General features: G+C 46.2%; 16 protein-coding genes and 1 pseudogene. 13 read left to right on the top strand and 4 right to left on the bottom strand.

Annotation, left to right across the window (positions count from 1 at the left end; translation table 11 throughout):
- The first annotated feature begins 46 nt into the window (after positions 1 to 46).
- The 12 genes and pseudogenes from pilM to trpS all read left to right on the top strand — a co-directional run bounded on the left by pilM (position 47) and on the right by trpS (position 11,329).
- Positions 47 to 1,042: a type IV pilus assembly protein PilM gene (pilM, locus tag AC6R16_RS19400; RefSeq protein WP_500675471.1), complete on the top strand. Its 996-nt coding sequence runs from the start codon at positions 47 to 49 to the stop codon at positions 1,040 to 1,042.
- Positions 1,032 to 1,601, top strand: a complete 570-nt coding sequence (locus AC6R16_RS19395; protein WP_500675470.1) for a PilN domain-containing protein — start codon at positions 1,032 to 1,034, stop codon at positions 1,599 to 1,601. Before pilM ends, AC6R16_RS19395 begins: the two co-directional genes overlap by 11 nt.
- The gene (locus tag AC6R16_RS19390; protein ID WP_239827310.1) at positions 1,582 to 2,169 is read left to right on the top strand and encodes a type IV pilus inner membrane component PilO; all 588 of its coding nucleotides are present in this window, start codon (positions 1,582 to 1,584) and stop codon (positions 2,167 to 2,169) included. The genes AC6R16_RS19395 and AC6R16_RS19390 overlap by 20 nt, the downstream gene beginning before the upstream one ends.
- Positions 2,159 to 2,662: a pilus assembly protein PilP gene (locus tag AC6R16_RS19385; RefSeq protein WP_500675469.1), complete on the top strand. Its 504-nt coding sequence runs from the start codon at positions 2,159 to 2,161 to the stop codon at positions 2,660 to 2,662. The genes AC6R16_RS19390 and AC6R16_RS19385 overlap by 11 nt, the downstream gene beginning before the upstream one ends.
- Before the next feature lie 31 nt (positions 2,663 to 2,693).
- A pseudogene (locus tag AC6R16_RS19380) lies at positions 2,694 to 4,367 on the top strand (type IV pilus secretin PilQ).
- A gap of 176 nt (positions 4,368 to 4,543) precedes the next feature.
- A complete protein-coding gene (gene aroK, locus AC6R16_RS19375; protein WP_004743301.1) occupies positions 4,544 to 5,062 on the top strand; it encodes a shikimate kinase AroK in 519 nt (172 codons plus the stop codon).
- Positions 5,063 to 5,090: 28 nt separating this feature from the next.
- Positions 5,091 to 6,179 (top strand): 3-dehydroquinate synthase, encoded by a 1,089-nt coding sequence (gene aroB, locus AC6R16_RS19370; RefSeq protein ID WP_500640448.1) that lies wholly within the window; start codon positions 5,091 to 5,093, stop codon positions 6,177 to 6,179.
- Between the two features lie 92 nt (positions 6,180 to 6,271).
- A complete protein-coding gene (locus AC6R16_RS19365) occupies positions 6,272 to 7,792 on the top strand; it encodes an SPOR domain-containing protein (protein ID WP_500675468.1) in 1,521 nt (506 codons plus the stop codon).
- Between the two features lie 93 nt (positions 7,793 to 7,885).
- Positions 7,886 to 8,713, top strand: a complete 828-nt coding sequence (locus tag AC6R16_RS19360; protein ID WP_171325638.1) for a Dam family site-specific DNA-(adenine-N6)-methyltransferase — start codon at positions 7,886 to 7,888, stop codon at positions 8,711 to 8,713.
- A gap of 106 nt (positions 8,714 to 8,819) precedes the next feature.
- On the top strand, positions 8,820 to 9,491 hold the full coding sequence (gene rpe / locus AC6R16_RS19355) for a ribulose-phosphate 3-epimerase (protein WP_171325640.1): 672 nt from the start codon (positions 8,820 to 8,822) through the stop codon (positions 9,489 to 9,491).
- 4 nt (positions 9,492 to 9,495) lie between these two features.
- A complete protein-coding gene (locus AC6R16_RS19350) occupies positions 9,496 to 10,176 on the top strand; it encodes a phosphoglycolate phosphatase (protein WP_500675467.1) in 681 nt (226 codons plus the stop codon).
- 115 nt (positions 10,177 to 10,291) lie between these two features.
- Positions 10,292 to 11,329 (top strand): tryptophan--tRNA ligase, encoded by a 1,038-nt coding sequence (trpS, locus tag AC6R16_RS19345; RefSeq protein ID WP_008077776.1) that lies wholly within the window; start codon positions 10,292 to 10,294, stop codon positions 11,327 to 11,329.
- A 230-nt stretch (positions 11,330 to 11,559) separates the two neighbouring features.
- On the opposite strand, the gene trmL is transcribed toward trpS, so the two are convergent.
- From trmL to AC6R16_RS19325, 4 genes are all read right to left on the bottom strand, one after another.
- Positions 11,560 to 12,036, bottom strand: coding sequence for a tRNA (uridine(34)/cytosine(34)/5-carboxymethylaminomethyluridine(34)-2'-O)-methyltransferase TrmL (gene trmL, locus AC6R16_RS19340; protein ID WP_500675466.1), 477 nt, complete (start codon positions 12,034 to 12,036; stop codon positions 11,560 to 11,562).
- Positions 12,037 to 12,139: 103 nt separating this feature from the next.
- Entirely contained in the window at positions 12,140 to 12,748 is a 609-nt protein-coding gene (locus AC6R16_RS19335; RefSeq protein WP_004743309.1) for a superoxide dismutase, read from the bottom strand.
- 74 nt (positions 12,749 to 12,822) lie between these two features.
- A complete protein-coding gene (gene cpxA / locus AC6R16_RS19330) occupies positions 12,823 to 14,208 on the bottom strand; it encodes an envelope stress sensor histidine kinase CpxA (protein ID WP_500675465.1) in 1,386 nt (461 codons plus the stop codon).
- On the bottom strand, positions 14,208 to 14,903 hold the full coding sequence (locus AC6R16_RS19325) for a response regulator (RefSeq protein ID WP_500675464.1): 696 nt from the start codon (positions 14,901 to 14,903) through the stop codon (positions 14,208 to 14,210). Before AC6R16_RS19325 ends, cpxA begins: the two co-directional genes overlap by 1 nt.
- A gap of 184 nt (positions 14,904 to 15,087) precedes the next feature.
- Here AC6R16_RS19325 and AC6R16_RS19320 point away from each other — a divergent pair, with 184 nt between their 5' ends.
- Positions 15,088 to 15,588 (top strand): CpxP family protein, encoded by a 501-nt coding sequence (locus AC6R16_RS19320; protein ID WP_004743312.1) that lies wholly within the window; start codon positions 15,088 to 15,090, stop codon positions 15,586 to 15,588.
- Positions 15,589 to 15,657 lie beyond the last annotated feature (69 nt).

Genomic DNA, 15,657 nt, shown 5'->3' with positions numbered 1-15,657 from the left:
TCAATTTAAGCAAATGAGCTAAGCAAAAAGTACGGAGCTAAGCTGCATGGGTAAATCATTAGTTACAGGCATTGAAATTGGACACCACAGTATTAAAGCGGTGGTTCTCAAGCCAAACAAGGGCACATTTGCTCTTGTCGACTATCGAGAATTGCCAATCGAAGCGGGCATTTTCTCTGATAACCATATGTCAAATTATCAGAAAATTGTAAAGAAACTCAAAGAACTAAGGAAGAGTTTGCCGCGATTTAGTACGAAAGTTGCATTGGCGATACCAGATAATGCGGTAATAAGTAAGGTATTACAGATAGATAGCGGGCTTAGCGACAATGAAATTGAGTATGCTATTTCTGACGCATTTTCCCATCAAACTCCGTTTTCAATTGATGAACTCTACTTAGATTATGTCCCGCTGACCGCGGATAGACAGTCATCGCAAACTCACTACCAAGTATACGCGACGAAAAAAGAGCTGGTTGACCCTAGAGTAGAAGTGTTCAAAAGCGCTGCCTTTCAACCCGTAGTGGTTGATTTACGTGCCCATGCTTTAGTGCATATTTGGCAGCTTGCTTCACGACAACAGGTTAAAGCCGACTGGCTTATGATTGATGTTGGTTTTGACCACGCTTCGTTGTGTATGGACCTTGCTGATAAAGCGCCTTTTTGCAAAAACATCGTTTTGGCAATCCATGAAAAAGAGGTGGATTCAAACCTTTTCTTAAGTCTGGCGCAAAGCCGTGGAGAGTTCACCGCTGAGTTACTAGATAAAATCCAACGCAATTTACAGCTTATTGCTTCAATGCACGGCAAGAGGGTTAAAGGGATTTGGCTGTCAGGTGTAGGGGCTACCATGCCTGCTCTTGCGAATGAAATCAGCACGCGCTTTGCCATTGAGTGTGAGCTTCTCAATCCACTGACTCTTTTTGCAACAACGAGCCAACAGCCGTCCGAAAATCTGTTGACCAATGGGCATAGGTTCGCATCGGCGGCTGGGATTGCTCTATGCGCGCTCACTTGGTTGGAGAGTCGTCATGCTGCATAGCATCAATTTGCTGCCGTGGCGTGAAGAGCTGCGAGATTATCGCCACAAGCGTTTTGGACTGCTGATGATGGTTACGTTAATCATTGCTGTAGTTATCCAGTGGGGCATCGGCATACACATAGAGCAGCAACAGGATCGGCAATCTGAACGTAATGAATATCTTGTGCGTTATGGCACACAATTGGACCAACAGCTTAACCAGCTGAAAATCGTTGAACAAGAACATCAAGCCCTCTTGACCCGATTGTCGGTTATTGAGGGGTTGCAGAAAGAGCGCAATAAAACCACAGACTTTATGAATTTATTGCCCGAGCTGATCCCGCCTGGTGTTTACATCGACAAGTTAAAGATGAATGGTCTACAGGTTGAGCTCGCTGGGATCAGCGATTCAACTTCTCATCTTGCCACCATGCTAGATAACCTAGAAAAATCACCCGCTGTAACTAACGTTGAGATGCATTCCATTGTTCATGGTACTGCTCGATTTGCCAGTAAGTACCAATCATATCGCGTCTCTTTTTCTCTTTTAGGAGGTCAGAGTGAATCGCTTAAACCTTGATATTGAAGAGATAGGCGAGTGGCCACTTACTTATCAACTAGTCGTGATAGCGGTGTTGATGGCGATGTTACAGGCAGGCGGTTATTGGCTTTTGGTTCAGCCTGAGCTTGAACAACTCGATGTTCTTAAACAGCACGAGCAGCAGCACAAAACCTCAATAGCATTGAAAACGAAAAAAGTGGTGTTGTTACCTAGAATGAAGGCTCAGCTTGATGAACTGTCACAGCGCTATGACTATCTATCGCGCCAATTACCCGCGCAAAAAGAGCTCGCTTCTATGTTGGCGTCAGTTAATCAGGTCGGCTTACAAAACTCCCTGACCTTTACTCGAATTGATTGGGGACAAAAGCACGATCAAACGTTTCTGTACAAGCTTCCACTTAACATTGAATTGACCGGTGACTATCACGATATCGGTGACTTTTCTGCGGCGATTGCCTCGCTAGCGCGAATTATAAATTTTGATGATGTCTATTGGCATCGTGTCAGTTTAGAAAGCAGCACGCTGCATTTTCGCGCTCGAGCCTACACCTATCAGCTTAAAAGTGAGGTCAAAGATGAAAATTAATCGGCTATTGCCTTTGATTGCTTTGGTTTCTGGCTGCAAGGCAAATCAAGCTCCGCTTGAGGAATACCTAGCACAACTTAAGCGTGATGCTGAAGTGGACGTGTATGAACTTGCCCCGCTCATTGATGTTCAAAGCCCCATATATACTGCCCACCAAGTTAGGCAGCCATTCGAACTACCTCAAGCGGCCTTGTCTATAAATCAGCAGGCGTTAACAAAAGATTGTTGGCAACCAAAACGCAACACGAGTCAGTTGGCGACCTTTCCGTTAAGCCAATTACAACTAAAAGGTGTGATGAGCCGAGGTGGAAGAAAATCAGCACTTATTGAGGCTCCAACTGGCCGCTTAGTACAGGTTAACTCGGGCAGTAATCTGGGGCTGAATCATGGCAAAGTCACCAAGGTCGCGGATGACTATTTATTTGTGCAAGAAGCCATAGCAGACGGCCTCGGATGCTGGCAGTTACGTGAAACCAAATTAGCGCTTAAGTAGAGAACGGATAGAGATGAATAGGATAAAAGGTATGCTGGCTTTTGCTAGAGGCTGTTTGCAATGGTGCAGCTTGTTTGTGGTCCTCTTCCATAGTGTTGTTTATGCCCAAGAGCAAAATGACAATCTGCTGCAAGGCTTGGATTTCAAACTCGATGAGCAGCGCAACGCGCAAATTGTCCTAACCTTGTCCGACTCACGTGCTGTGGTTGATATACAAAAAGTGGCGCAGGGGTTAAGCATTACCCTGCCTCAAACTCAAGTGACGGAAGCGTTAATCAAGATATTTGACGTGATCGAGTTTGGTACTGTAGTGCGTGACATTGAAGTTTTTCGCCATCCTGACAAGGTCGAGCTGATAGCGGCAATTGATGGGGACTTTCGTTATCACGATCAACTTGAAGGGACGCGATTGCAAGTCACCGTGGCGAGTAGTAGCGATGGTCAGCAGGTAGACAAGACGAACCTTCTCGATAAACCAAGTAAGAAATTATCACTTAACTTTCAAGATATTCCGGTTAGAAATGTGTTGCAACTGATCGCCGATTACAATGATTTCAACTTGGTTGTTTCCGATTCAGTGACGGGCAATCTGACCTTACACCTTGAAGAGGTATCATGGCAGAAGGTGCTCGACATCATCTTGCAGGTCAAAGGGTTAGATAAACGTGTTGAAGGAAGCATTGTTTTGGTCGCGCCAAAAGCGGAACTGGATGCTCGTGAGCAGCAGATGCTGGAGAAAGCGCGTTTACAAGAACAGTTAGGGAAACTGTCGTCGGATATTATCCAAGTTAAGTTTGCCAAGGCGGCCGATATTGCTGACTTAATCGATGGTGGTGAGTTTAGTATGCTCTCCCCTCGGGGTTCTTTGAGTGTGGACGGGCGCACCAACGCCCTATTGATTCGAGATTTAGAGCAAAATGTCGATGTTATTCGTTCTATTGTCGAATCACTCGATATCCCCGTTAAGCAGGTGCAAATCGAGGCGAGAATTGTCACGGTTCATGAAGGCAACTTGGATGAGCTTGGGGTACGTTGGGGATTTAGTAACACCAATGGCAGCACTTCTATTGGCGCCAGCGTAGAAGATAACGTATTCGATGTGGTGCCAATCGATGACATGCTTAATGTGAATCTTGGCGCAACTTCTGCCAATGCTTCGACCATCGCATTTCAAGTCGCCAAGCTTGGTTCCGATATGTTGCTTGACCTTGAGTTATCGGCATTACAAAGAGAGTCGAAAGCAGAAGTCATCTGAAGCCCGCGTTTGATCACCACCAATAAAAAGCCAGCCTATATTGAGCAGGGCAGCGAGATCCCTTATCTAGAGTCATCTTCAAGCGGGGCAACCAGCGTCTCGTTTAAGAAGGCAGTGCTCAGTTTAAAAGTCACGCCGCAGATCACCCCAGATAATCGGCTAATTCTGGATTTGAGCGTGACCCAAGATAGGCCAGGTGATGTGGTGAAAACCGGTACCGGGGAAGCGGTGGCGATTAACACCCAAAGAATCGGTACCCAAGTGCTGGTGGAGAATGGAGAAACCGTGGTACTCGGGGGCATCTTTCAACATAGCGTGACAGATGCGGTCGACAAGGTGCCTTTCTTTGGTGATTTGCCTCTGCTAGGGGCGCTATTTCGTCGTTCTTACCAACAAATGGGCAAAAGCGAACTGTTAATTTTCGTCACCCCAAGGGTAGTGATTGAGTAAGATTTTGGTTAGGGACGAAAATAAATTTGCATTAATGGCACCTTATCTAGATAATTTCGGGTCTTATCACGAATTATCTGTGAGGAATCGGTGCCACAAGCATCTCCATCGCTAGTATCACACTGGCTTTTCTTGTGGCGATGTCATTGAATTAACGTTGTAAATTACTGCTAAACATGGCTGAGAAACGCAATATTTTCCTTGTTGGCCCTATGGGTGCCGGCAAAAGCACAATTGGTAGACACCTAGCTCAACAGCTTCATATGGAGTTTGTTGATTCTGATACCGTTATTGAAGAACGTACTGGCGCAGATATCGCTTGGGTATTTGACGTAGAAGGTGAAGAAGGCTTCCGCGATCGCGAGGAAAAAGTGATTAACGACCTAACGGAAGAGCAAGGTATCGTACTTGCGACCGGTGGTGGTTCAATCAAGAGCAAAGAAAACCGCAATCGTCTTTCTGCACGCGGTATTGTTGTTTACCTTGAAACAACGATTGAAAAGCAGCTTGCGCGCACTAACCGCGACAAGAAGCGACCATTATTACAGACTGATAATCCACGTGACGTGCTTGAATCGCTAGCTGGCGAGCGCAACCCACTTTACGAAGAAATTGCGGATTACACAGTACGTACAGACGATCAAAGTGCAAAAGTGGTAGCCAACCAGATCGTAAAAATGCTAGAAGAACGTTAAGACTTTTTTTAGCAACTGGAGAATACCCATGGAACGGATTACGGTCAGCTTAGATGAGCGTAGCTATCCAATCTCAATTGGTGCCGGATTATTTAATGATCCGGCCCACCTTTCTTTCTTATCGGCAAAACAAAAAGTGGTGGTGATTTCTAATGTCACTGTAGCACCACTGTATGCGGATAAAATCCTCTCTCTTATCGAGCAACAAGGCTGTGAAGCGACAGTTCTTGAGCTGCCTGATGGCGAACAGTACAAATCATTAGACACCTTTAATACCATCATGAGCTTCCTACTCGAAGGTAGTTACGCCCGTGATGTAGTGGTGGTTGCGCTCGGTGGTGGTGTGATTGGTGATTTAGTGGGTTTCGCTGCGGCCTGTTACCAGCGCGGTGTCGACTTTATCCAGATCCCGACGACGCTATTGTCTCAAGTCGACTCATCTGTGGGTGGTAAAACGGCGGTTAACCACAAACTCGGCAAGAACATGATTGGTGCCTTCTACCAACCTAAAGCAGTGGTTATCGATACTGATTGTCTAAAAACCTTACCGCAAAGAGAGTTTGCTGCCGGTATTTCTGAAGTCATCAAGTACGGCATCATCTACGATCAAGACTTCTTTGTCTGGTTAGAAGAAAACCTCGATAAGCTGTATCAACTTGATGAGCAAGCTCTCACCTACGCTATTGCTCGCTGCTGTGAGATTAAAGCTGAAGTGGTTGCTCAGGACGAAAAAGAGTCAGGAATTCGCGCGTTGCTGAACCTAGGTCATACATTTGGTCATGCGATCGAAGCTGAGTTAGGTTATGGTAATTGGCTACATGGTGAAGCTGTTTCGGCAGGCACAGTGATGGCTGCAAAAACCGCTCAACTTCAAGGCCTTATCAATGAGCAGCAAGTTGAGCGAATTATCTCTATACTGAAAAGAGCCCAGCTACCAGTACATACTCCAGAAACGATGTCATTTGCTGATTTCATGAAGCATATGATGCGTGATAAGAAAGTACTCTCTGGTGAGCTTCGCCTTGTACTCCCTACCAGTATAGGGACTGCTGAAGTAGTTAAAGGTGTACCAGAATCGATCATTGAACAAGCTATCGACTTCGCGCGCACTGTTTAAATCTTTTTGTTTTGTAGTACCAATCTGACCTTTGCCCTCACGAGGTTAAAGCGTTGGCTTGGTATTACTCGTATTTTCATTGGGATAACGTAATGAGCTTGGCGCATGATCCACGTGTGTTGGAGTTAGATTCACAAACAGAACTGCTAGAACGCTTGCAACTGTTGACTAATTTTGGCTCGAATTTGGTCACACTTGGTGGTGCATCAGGTGCGGGTAAGACTTGGCTGGCACAATATTATCTAGAAGCTTGGGCGCAAGATAAAAACCAGTCGTTATTGATGTGTTACCCTAACCAAGATGAATCTCAACGTCGCTCAACTATCCTCACTCAACTTATTTCCGAACCTCTTTTTAATCCAGCTGATTCTCTCGTCGAATCTTTCACACGCATCATGCAGGGCGAGACCTGTGATGTCGTGATTGCGATCGATGATGCGCACTTACTGACTGAATCCTTTGTTTCTGAACTGTGGATGTTGGTACTTGAAGCTCAGGTTAACCCAGGTTGGACGGTGAATGTGTTGTTGTTCGCTCAATCGAACAGTCTAGATGCATTGCTGACTCGTTTGGGTTATGGTCAAGAACACAAGCCAATTGATCTTGAAATTGAACCACTTAGTCAAGAAGAAGCGGATCGATTCTTTGAACAATTGGTGATTCGGTTTGTCGAAGATGACATGGAAAAGCGCGTTCGAAACGCGTATCGAACAGTTGCTCGTCGTCCTGGCGAAATCATGGCTTTAGGGGATCAAAAAGTGGAAAAAAGGATCATTATCCGCTCAATTGTGGGTTCACCAATCAATATTGCACTGTTGGTTATCACGCTACTGGTGTTAATCGGAGGCGGTTACTGGTGGATGATGTCGCAGCCGTCGCCAGATGACAAAGCTCAGCAAATCACTGAATCTATCGAACAGACGGCAATACCAACACTATCGGAAGAGAGCGCTGGCGAAGAAAGTACCGCTGCGACAATTGAACCTGAACCCGTGGTTGATCCAACCATGGCGAATGCTGAAGATGACTCGCTCTCGCTACCACCAGATGTGACTGAGCAAATATCGAGTGTTGGCAATACCGATGAGGATCATCAGCGCGTAGTGATTACCTCTGATGTGGTTGATGCTCTGATGGAAGGCAAACCTGAGCAGGCGGATACTAGCAAAATCGAACAAGTTGTCGAGCAATCGAAAACTGAGCAGGTTACCGAGCCTCAAGCGGCAGTGACTTCAGATTCCGAAGCCGTAGCACAAAGCCCGGCTGAAGAGGAAGCGGCGCCAAGTCCTAACGTGATCAAGTTCTCTTTTACTAAAGATGAGCTGAAAAGCTTTTCTCCACGTAGTTACACTCTCCAGCTAGCGGCAGTGAACTCACTTGAGGAAGTGCAGAATTTTATTGATCGTCATCAGCTCGCTAATCAGGTATTTATCTATCCAACTCAGCGTAACGGGGTAGATTGGTACATAGTGACGTACCAAAACTATCCAACCATTCAAGTGGCGCGTGATGCGGTACAAGGGCTATCTACTGAGCTGCAAAACTTGGAGCCTTGGGCTAAGTCTCTTAGCCAAGTGCAACGAGAGATTGACCGCGGCAATCAAGATAATTAGAAACTGGGTGTAATCCTGAAAATTGTCTGAGATTAATTACAAAATATGTTACATTCCGCAGCCTTAATTTGTGGTTGATAGATAGAGCAGTAGATGAAGAAGCAGCGAGCCTTCCTGAAATGGGCAGGTGGAAAATACGGACTTGTCGAAGATATTCAGCGTCACTTGCCAGAAGCTCGTAAGCTGGTAGAACCGTTCGTAGGTGCTGGGTCTGTCTTTCTTAATACTGATTATGATCAGTATTTGCTCGCCGACATCAACCCAGATCTGATTAACCTGTACAACCTTCTTAAAGAAAATCCGCAAGAGTACATTACTGAGGCGAAGCGTTGGTTCTGCCCTGAGAATAATCGCAAAGAGGCTTATCTCGATATTCGCAGCCAATTCAATGCCACAGATGATGTGATGTATCGCTCTTTAGCATTCCTATACATGAACCGCTTTGGCTTTAATGGTTTATGCCGTTACAACAAAAAAGGCGGCTTTAACGTCCCGTTTGGTTCATATAAAAAGCCTTACTTCCCGGAAGCCGAATTAGAGTTTTTTGCTGAGAAAGCGAAGAAAGCGACATTTGTCTGTGAAGGCTACCACGAGACATTTAAGCGCGCGCGCAAAGGCAGTGTTGTCTACTGTGATCCGCCGTATGCGCCGCTCTCGACGACAGCCAATTTCACCTCGTATGCAGGTAATGGTTTCACTCTTGATGACCAAGCTGCTTTGGCCGACGTGGCTGAGAGAGCAGCGGTTGAGCGTGGAATTCCAGTGCTGATTTCTAACCACGATACCACTTTGACCCGTCGCCTTTATCATGGCGCTGAGCTCAATGTCGTCAAGGTGAAACGTACTATTAGCCGCAACGGTGCAGGGCGTAACAAAGTTGATGAACTTCTTGCGCTATTTAAACCTGTTGAAAGCAAATAATCACATTTCATCACACTTCTCTATCATCTCACCTCTAGCTTAGGTAGAATTGCGCGCAAAGTTTCTTCAGTGTGCAATGATGCCCAATCAATACTAGAGGTCAGGTATGAAAGATTTCCTTATCGCTCCATCAATTCTGTCTGCGGATATGGCTCGCTTAGGCGAAGACGTAGAAAAAGTACTCGCAGCAGGGGCAGATGTGGTTCATTTTGATGTGATGGATAATCACTACGTACCTAACCTAACCTTTGGTGCGCCTATCTGTCAGGCACTACGTGACTACGGTATTACTGCACCAATCGATGTACACCTAATGGTGAAGCCAGTGGATCGCATTATTCCGGACTTCGCTAAAGCAGGGGCGTCTATGATCACTTTCCATATTGAAGCCTCTGAGCACGTTGATCGCACACTGCAGCTTATCAAAGAGCATGGCTGTAAAGCGGGTGTGGTACTCAACCCAGCAACCCCACTGTCTCACCTTGAGTACATCATTGATAAAGTCGACATGATTCTTCTGATGTCAGTAAACCCTGGCTTTGGTGGTCAATCCTTCATTCCAAAAACACTCGATAAGCTACGCGCAGTACGCAAAATGATTGATGAATCTGGTCGCGATATTCGCTTAGAAATTGATGGTGGTGTGAAGGTTGAAAACATCAAAGAGATCGCAGAAGCGGGCGCGGATATGTTCGTCGCAGGTTCGGCTATCTTCAACCAGCCAGACTACAAGCAAGTGATCGATGAAATGCGCGCAGAGCTGGCTAAGGTTAACTAATTCAATGAGTAACATTAAGTTAATCGCATTCGATTTAGACGGGACGCTACTTGATAGCGTGCCTGATTTGGCGGTTGCTGCTGACCAAGCGGTACAAGCATTAGGCTACCCAGCGGTGACAGAAGAGCAAGTGCGTGACTACGTAGGTAACGGCGCTGATGTTCTTATTGGTCGTTCACTGAGCCGCAGCCTAACGGTCTCACCAGATTTAGATCCAGAACTGCATGCTAAAGCGCGCGTTCTGTTTGATGACTACTACGAGCAAAGCGGACACAAGCTCAGCCACCTCTACCCAGCGGTAAAGGAAACCTTGGCAGAGCTGTACGAAGCGGGCTTTACCATGGCGCTAGTGACCAATAAGCCATCGAAGTTTGTCCCTGAGGTTCTGGCGAAGCACGGCATTGATAAGTACTTTGTTGATGTGATTGGTGGCGATACGTTCCCAGAGAAAAAACCTAACCCAATGGCACTAAATTGGCTGCTTGAGAAACATGGCTGTCAGCCACAAGAAATGTTGATGGTAGGTGATTCAAGTAACGATATCAAAGCGGCGAAAAACGCAGGCTGTCATTCGTTTGGTTTGACCTATGGCTACAACCACGGTGAGCCTATTTCTGTCTCTCAACCGGATTATGTCGCAGATACCATCGCAGATTTAGCAGAACTCTTAACGGTTTCAGCTTAATAGCGACAAAAGATCTTTTAAAATACTCGTTAATGAGTACACTGAGTAAACCGTGTGGATAGAAACCACGCGGTTTTTTCATTATTTAGCATAAGAAGTCAAAGGAATTATTCCCATGAGCAAACCCATCGTATTGAGTGGTGTTCAACCATCAGGTGAACTAAGTATCGGTAACTACTTGGGTGCTCTACGTCAATGGCAGCAGATGCAAGATGATTACGATTGCCAATACTGTGTTGTCGACCTTCACGCAATTACGGTTCGCCAAGATCCGAAAGCGTTGCACGAAGCGACTCTAGACGCACTAGCAATCTGTCTTGCAGTTGGTGTTGATCCGCAAAAGAGCACGCTATTTGTTCAGTCACATGTACCAGAGCATGCTCAACTTGGTTGGCTTCTTAACTGTTACACCCAGATGGGTGAACTGGGCCGAATGACCCAGTTTAAAGACAAGTCTGCACGTTATTCGAAAGACTCATCTAGCCAATTTGGTGATGTGAATGTTGGCTTGTTCGACTACCCAGTCTTGATGGCAGCAGATATTCTTCTCTACGGTGCGCATCAAGTGCCTGTCGGTAGTGATCAGAAGCAGCACCTTGAACTAGCGCGTGATATCGCTAACCGTTTCAACAACATCTACTCGCCAGAGCAGCCAATCTTCCAAGTGCCAGAGCCGTACATTCCAACAGTGAATGCGCGTGTGATGAGCCTGCAAGATGCAACTAAGAAGATGTCTAAGTCGGATGATAACCGTAAGAACGTGATCACTCTGCTTGAAGAGCCTAAGTCAATCATCAAGAAGATTAACAAAGCTCAGACAGATGCAGAAACGCCACCGCGTATTGCTCATGACTGGGACAACAAAGCCGGTATTTCAAACCTAATGGGTCTCTACTCGGCAGCAACAGGTATGAGCTTTGAAGAGATCGAAGCTAAGTACCAAGGTGTAGAGATGTACGGTCCATTTAAGAAAGATGTCGGTGAAGCACTCGTTGCAATGCTTGAGCCTATTCAAGCGGAATACCACCGTATCCGCGCTGACCGTGCTTATATGGATCAGGTGATGAAGCAAGGTGCTGAGAAAGCCTCTGCACGCGCAGCAGAAACGCTGAAGAAAGCATACGAAGCAGTAGGTTTCGTTGCACGCCCGTAGGGCAGAGCGGACAGCGAGATGCTAGAACGTTTCACTCCGAGAATCGAGAACGGGCTTTGCCCTTCGAGATAGAAACGTTGGTAGTTTTTGTTAAGACTTAGATGTTTACGCTGAAAGAGAAAGGGTTGACACATTGTGCCAACCCTTTAATTTTTTCTCGCTTCTCGCTTCTCGCTTCTCGCTTCTCGCTTCTCGCTTCTCGCTTCTCGCTTCTCGCTTCTCGCTTCTCGCTACTGCGCCCCTTCAAAGCCCATTTGGCGCCAAGCTTCAAAAGCAATAATGGCGACAGCATTAGAAAGGTTGAGGCTGCGTGCGTCTGGCATCATTGGAATACGAATACGCTGCTCCATTGGCATGCTGTCGATGAGTTCAGCAGGCAAGCCGCGGGTTTCTGGGCCGAACAGCAGTACGTCACCTTTCTGGAAGTTGGCATCGACGTGATGGCCTGTTGTTTTGGTTGTACAGGCAAAAATTCGGTACTCACCACGTTCTTTCTCCAGATACTCAACAAAAGCTTGGTAGTCTTTATGGCGAGTGACGCGAGCTAGGTCGTGGTAATCCAATCCCGCTCGACGAACTTTCTTCTCTTCAAGATCAAAACCAAGCGGCTCGATAAGGTGAAGGTTGGCACCACAGTTGGCACATAAACGAATAATGTTACCAGTATTCGGGGCAATTTCTGGTTCGTAGAGGGCGATATCAAACATGACTAACTCTTAACGCTGATTGTTCAAAGGCTAGAAAGTATAAGGCGACTCTTGAAAGCCGCCAAGTCTGACGTTGTTAGTTTCGTATTGTGCTTTGAGGCGACTAGGCCAAAGCTGCTGCGTAGTTATCGCTCACGGCATCCCAGTTTACGACATTCCACCAAGCCTCAATGTAGTCAGGGCGGCGGTTTTGGTAGCTGATGTAGTAGGCGTGCTCCCAAACATCGAGCGCCAAAATAGGCTCACCTTGAGCTCCTGCCACGTCCATTAGTGGGTTGTCTTGATTGCTGGTTGACGTAATGACAAGTTGTCCGTCTTTGACGATCAGCCAAGCAAAACCAGAGCCGAAAGTATTAATCGCTGCATCTGTAAATTGCTGTTGGAATGCTTCAAAGCTACCAAAGGTAGACACAATATCCTCGCCGAGTTTTCCTTGAGGAACACCGCCACCATTTGGTTTCATACAGTTCCAGTAGAGGATGTGATTATAGTAACCACCACCATTATTGCGCACCGCAGGTGGCTGCTGAGAAATGTTGGCAAAGATATCTTTGAGTGTGGTGGACTCTAACTCGGTACCAGAAACTGCAGCGATAAATTTATCAAAATAGGTGCGATGGTGCTTGCTGTAATGCACTTCCATCGTCTTTGCGTCGATGTATGGCTCAAGTGAGTCGTAAGCGTAAGGAAGTTCAGGGAAAGTGTGAGACATGGTAAATCCTCCATAATTGAAGGATTTACTTTAAATGATAATGAGATCTATTATCAACTGTCTCTTTTGTAGGGTTATTGCTCCGCACCGAGTGGAAGAGTGATTTCGACTCTTAACCCGCCGAGTTTACTCCGCTTCGCTTCGATGGTTCCGCTATGCTGGCGTATTGCACTTTCCGTGATGGTCAGGCCTAAACCTGTTCCGCCACTGTGTCTATCGCGCGCTGTTGAGACGCGATAAAACGGTCTGAATATCGCATCGAGTTCCTGCTCCGGTACACCTTCACCGTTGTCATCAACCGCAATCATGATTTGTTGGCTAGATTCAGTGAAAGTGACTTCGATGCGGTCTTTACCATAATAGATAGCATTGCGAACAATGTTGTCTAATGCGCTCATCAATAGTTTTGGATTACCTGAAATAATACGTTCAGGAATATCATTGAAGGAGAGGGTTTTAGCCATTTGTTCTGCTTCAAACTGAGCATCCGAGAGGATGGCTTCCCATAAACTCGCCATCGGCTGAGGTTCTCGGGTTAGATGGCTATCAACCTGCATACGAGACAACTCAAGTAGCTCGCCAATCATCTGCTCCAAGCGCTGGGCTTCGGTATCAATACGAACCAGTTCAGGGCTCTCACCTTGTTTTCGAGTCGCGAGGGCATTTGCCATCCGCAGTCGAGTCAGTGGAGAGCGCAGCTCATGGGAAATATCTGATAATAAGCGTTGTTGGCCTGAGATCATTTGATTAACCGCTTCCACCATCTGGTTAAAGCTTGTCCCCGCTTGGCGGAATTCACTGGTGCCTTTTTCAAGAGCAGGGTCAACCACAAATTCCCCTTTGGCGACACGTTTGGCTGCACGTTCCAGTTTACGTGCTGGTTGGCTGAGTGCCCATGCAAGCCACAGTAGCAGAGGAGTGCTGACCAGCATTACTGCAAACAATAACTGGAATGGTCTATCAAACATGCGCAGTAAGAATGGCGGTGGTTGATTCCATTTCACACCGATGTAGAGCAGTAAGTCTTGCTTGGCTAATGTGACAGGCAGTGGACCGGCAAGCATGTAGTGACCATAAAGTTTTTGCTTGGGTTCGCTATCGACTTCGACGCTAGTGATAAAGTTTTGAAGCGCGCGATACTTAAAGTCTTTGTGGTTTTGGGTTGTGAGCAAGTTGCCTTCTAGGTCAGTAACAAAGAAGCGCGGACGAGGATCTCGTGAAGAGCGTTTTCCCCCTTCGAGCTTAAACAGAATGCGGGCAAGGTTGGTATCTTTGGCATAGCGCTTCTCGATATTCTGCTTCAGCTCGATCATGCGATCGTAGTGCTCAACTGGAATATCTCGCGCTTTGCGTGGATCGAGATGTGGCAGTGACAGTACCGCCATCAGCACCAAAAACATGGTAAACCAGAATATGGCGAAGATACGCCCATACAAGCTAGTGATCTTAGGTAGGCGCATTAGTCCTCCTCAACCAGTAAGTAGCCGCGTCCACGTAAGGTTTTGATGCGTGATTTGCCATCTTCTCGTTCTGGCAGTTTTTTCCGCAGGTTGGAGACGTGCATATCGATAGCACGATCGAAAGCGGCGAGACGTTTTCCAAGAACATCCAAACTCAACGCTTCTTTGGTTAGGGTTTGCCCAGGATTTTGGATAAAGTGGCTTAACAGAGCGAATTCTGTGGTAGTGAGTTCCATTTGCTCTCCCTGACAGTAAGCTTCCTGTTTACCGGGATACACTTGGATGTCTTGATATTCAATGCAGTCAGAGTTTTTCGAGCTTTTGCTTGCACTATTGCTTTGCGTACGACGTAGGATTGCGCGAATGCGAGCCAGCAGTTCTCTGTCGCTAAAGGGTTTTGGCAGATAATCATCCGCGCCCAGCTCTAAGCCAATGACTCGGTCTATCTCTTCGCCTTTAGCCGTCAGCATTAACACTGGTGTTTCCCAGTTTTCTCGCAGTCTTTTGAGGGTTTCCATTCCGTTGAGCTTAGGCATCATGACATCGAGTAAGATAAGGTCAATCTTGTCATTGAGTAGTGCCAGTCCTTCTTCGCCATTATTTGCTTCAGACACATCAAAGCCTTCAAAGGATAGGACTTCTTTAAGTAAGCTGGTTAGCTCGGTATCGTCGTCAATCAATAAGATATTTGGCATAACAAGGTCTCTACATAAGTTGGATATCTATATATTACTGTTAAATGACCAATTGATTTAGGGTCATTATCGCTCTTTACGATTCTTTACTCTCTCAATACGTTGCTTTACGCAGCAAGTCGTATTCTACACTCAAGCGCTGTGAGAACAGCTCAATCCAATAGACAAAGTGAAAGGTACGATTATGAAAATGACAAAGAAACTAGTAGTAGCGGCAGTTGTTCTTCCTCTAGCACTTGGCACAGCGAGTGCGTTCGCTTTCGGTGGCAAAGATGGTAAGAAAGGTGGTCACGGCGAGTGTGGTGGTGGCTTTGACCGCGGAATCATGCGTCAACTTGACTTAACTGATGCGCAAAAAGACCAGATGAAAGAGATGCGTGAGGCAAGCAAACAGGAAATGAAAGCGGCCTTTAAAGAGAACTTTGAAGCGCGCCATGCAGAGATGCAAGCACAAAAAGAGAAAGTTCAGGCATTGGTTCTAGCGGATAACTTTGACCAAGCGGCGGCAAACGAGCTTGCTAAGTCAATGGTTGAAAAGCAAACGGAACGTAAAGTGAAAATGCTAGAGAAACAGCATCAGATGTTGAGCATTTTAACTCCTGAGCAGAAAACAAAATTTGTTGAGCTGCAACAAGAGCGTTCAGCAAAATGCCAAGAGAAAATGCAAGAGCGTTTTACTCGCTAGAGATAGTATTGAATTAAGGCGGCTTGATAGCCGCCTTTTTTATGCCATTTTTATTCAACAATTGTAAGG

It is taken from the genome of Vibrio sp. R10-SG3-ISO10 (assembly GCF_059834185.1).
This window is presented reverse-complemented; position numbering and strand designations above follow the sequence as displayed.

Bases quoted from the DNA above. Each gene is read 5' to 3' on its own strand.
- AC6R16_RS19395 (WP_500675470.1), top strand. From the start codon at position 1,032: ATGCTGCATAGCATCAATTTGCTGCCGTGGCGTGAAGAGCTGCGAGAT.
- cpxA (WP_500675465.1), bottom strand. From the start codon at position 14,208: ATGCGCCTACCTAAGATCACTAGCTTGTATGGGCGTATCTTCGCCATA.
- aroB (WP_500640448.1), top strand. From the start codon at position 5,091: ATGGAACGGATTACGGTCAGCTTAGATGAGCGTAGCTATCCAATCTCA.
- pilM (WP_500675471.1), top strand. From the start codon at position 47: ATGGGTAAATCATTAGTTACAGGCATTGAAATTGGACACCACAGTATT.
- AC6R16_RS19320 (WP_004743312.1), top strand. From the start codon at position 15,088: ATGAAAATGACAAAGAAACTAGTAGTAGCGGCAGTTGTTCTTCCTCTA.
- trmL (WP_500675466.1), bottom strand. From the start codon at position 12,036: ATGTTTGATATCGCCCTCTACGAACCAGAAATTGCCCCGAATACTGGT.
- rpe (WP_171325640.1), top strand. From the start codon at position 8,820: ATGAAAGATTTCCTTATCGCTCCATCAATTCTGTCTGCGGATATGGCT.
- AC6R16_RS19385 (WP_500675469.1), top strand. From the start codon at position 2,159: ATGAAAATTAATCGGCTATTGCCTTTGATTGCTTTGGTTTCTGGCTGC.
- aroK (WP_004743301.1), top strand. From the start codon at position 4,544: ATGGCTGAGAAACGCAATATTTTCCTTGTTGGCCCTATGGGTGCCGGC.
- AC6R16_RS19325 (WP_500675464.1), bottom strand. From the start codon at position 14,903: ATGCCAAATATCTTATTGATTGACGACGATACCGAGCTAACCAGCTTA.
- trpS (WP_008077776.1), top strand. From the start codon at position 10,292: ATGAGCAAACCCATCGTATTGAGTGGTGTTCAACCATCAGGTGAACTA.
- AC6R16_RS19335 (WP_004743309.1), bottom strand. From the start codon at position 12,748: ATGTCTCACACTTTCCCTGAACTTCCTTACGCTTACGACTCACTTGAG.
- AC6R16_RS19360 (WP_171325638.1), top strand. From the start codon at position 7,886: ATGAAGAAGCAGCGAGCCTTCCTGAAATGGGCAGGTGGAAAATACGGA.
- AC6R16_RS19365 (WP_500675468.1), top strand. From the start codon at position 6,272: ATGAGCTTGGCGCATGATCCACGTGTGTTGGAGTTAGATTCACAAACA.
- AC6R16_RS19350 (WP_500675467.1), top strand. From the start codon at position 9,496: ATGAGTAACATTAAGTTAATCGCATTCGATTTAGACGGGACGCTACTT.